Genomic DNA, 1,556 nt, shown 5'->3' with positions numbered 1-1,556 from the left:
ATGCCTCGGCGATGAGGTGCGGCCCGTGCTGGAGGCTCATAAGGCAACCTCCAGCTTGACGCTGCCTCGGACAGGTGCTGAGGTGGTGATCCGACTTCCGTGCCCTCGCGGTGACTGCCACGGCGGCTGGCTGCTCGACAGCCCACATGACACTCGCAGCACCCGAGGTGCCGGAAGACTACGACGGGCCACCGGATGTAGCGCCACGCTTACCCAGCCAGAGCGCCAATTTATGAGCGTCCCGCCATGCCTTCCGACACGGGCAGTCTTACCCCAAACCGATGGAGGTTGTCCATGAGGAATTCTGTTTTTGTCGGCCTGGATTGGGCCTACCGCTCGCACGCGGTGTGCGTGATCGACGCTCAGGGCAGCGTGCTCAAGCACTTGACCATCAGCCACGACGCCCAAGGACTGGGCCAGCTGCGGCATGCGCTCGCTGCCTTCGGCAAAGCCCTGCCTGTCGCCATCGAACGGCCCTCGGGCCTGATCGTTGATGCCCTGGTCGAAGCCGGCCATCAGGTCTTTGCAATTCACCCCAACGCCGTCAAGGCCAGCCGCCCGCGTTATCGCAGCACCAACGCCAAGAGCGACGCAGGAGATGCCTTCATGCTGGCTGATTTGCTGCGCACCGACGGCCATCGGTGGCACGCGCTGCAGCCCCAGTCGGCAGCCATCCGCGGCTTGCGCGCCCTGGTGCGCACGCGCGACGACCTGGTGGCCACGCGCATCCGCCTGGCCAACCAGCTCACCGCACTGCTCGATGCCTATTGGCCCGGCGCCACTTGCATCTTTGCCGCCGTCGATTCGCCCATCGCGCTGGCCTTCATCGAGCAGTGGCCCACCGCCGCGCGCAACCTCACCGCCCGGCAGATCGCCGCCTTCTGCAAGCGCCAGGGCTACAGCGGCCGGCGTTCGCCCGGCGTCTTGCTCGAGCGCCTCCAGGCCGCCGCGCCAAGCTTGTGCGAACCCGCGCTCGCCCAGGCCCAAGCCACGGCCGCCTTGGCCTTGGTGGCCCTGCTCAAGCCGCTGAGCGCCCAAATCAAGGCCTTGGATGGGCATATCGCCCTGGCCATGGCCGCGCTCCCGCAGGCCGTCTCGGTGATGTCGCTGCCGCGCGCTGGTTGCATCTGCGCCGCCCAGATCCTGGCCGAACTGGGTGACGTGCCCGAGCGCTTCGCCACTGCCGAGCAGCTCTGTTCCGAGGCCGGCGTCGTGCCCGTCACCTACGAGTCCGGCAAGAGTCGCGCCGTCACCTTCCGATGGGCCTGCAACCGTCGCCTGCGTCAAGCCATTACCTGCCTTGCAGACAACTCTCGCCATGCCAGCCCATGGGCTGCCAGCGTCTACCACGCCGCGCGCAAGCGCGGTTGCGATCATCCGCACGCAGTGCGCATATTGGCTCGCGCCTGGACTCGCGTGCTCTGGCGCATCTGGACCGACGGCACCGTCTACGACCCGGCCATCCATTCCAGCGCTTGTCGCATCGAGATTTCTCAACAAGGTTGACACCGGATGTCTCATGTCCGCGCCGGCGATGGCCGATTCCGCGGTATCCG

Annotated in this window: 1 protein-coding gene; it reads left to right on the top strand. The window is 66.9% G+C overall.

All coding sequences use genetic code 11. The features are described from left to right. Positions 1–294 precede the first annotated feature (294 nt). The gene (locus APY03_RS23710; RefSeq protein WP_068680684.1) at positions 295–1,506 is read left to right on the top strand and encodes an IS110 family transposase; all 1,212 of its coding nucleotides are present in this window, start codon (positions 295–297) and stop codon (positions 1,504–1,506) included. The last annotated feature ends 50 nt before the right edge of the window (positions 1,507–1,556 follow it).

This window comes from Variovorax sp. WDL1 (assembly GCF_001541225.1).
GTDB lineage: Bacteria > Pseudomonadota > Gammaproteobacteria > Burkholderiales > Burkholderiaceae_C > Variovorax.
Note: the sequence above shows the minus strand (reverse complement) of the source record. Positions and strands in the feature narration are given on the sequence as shown.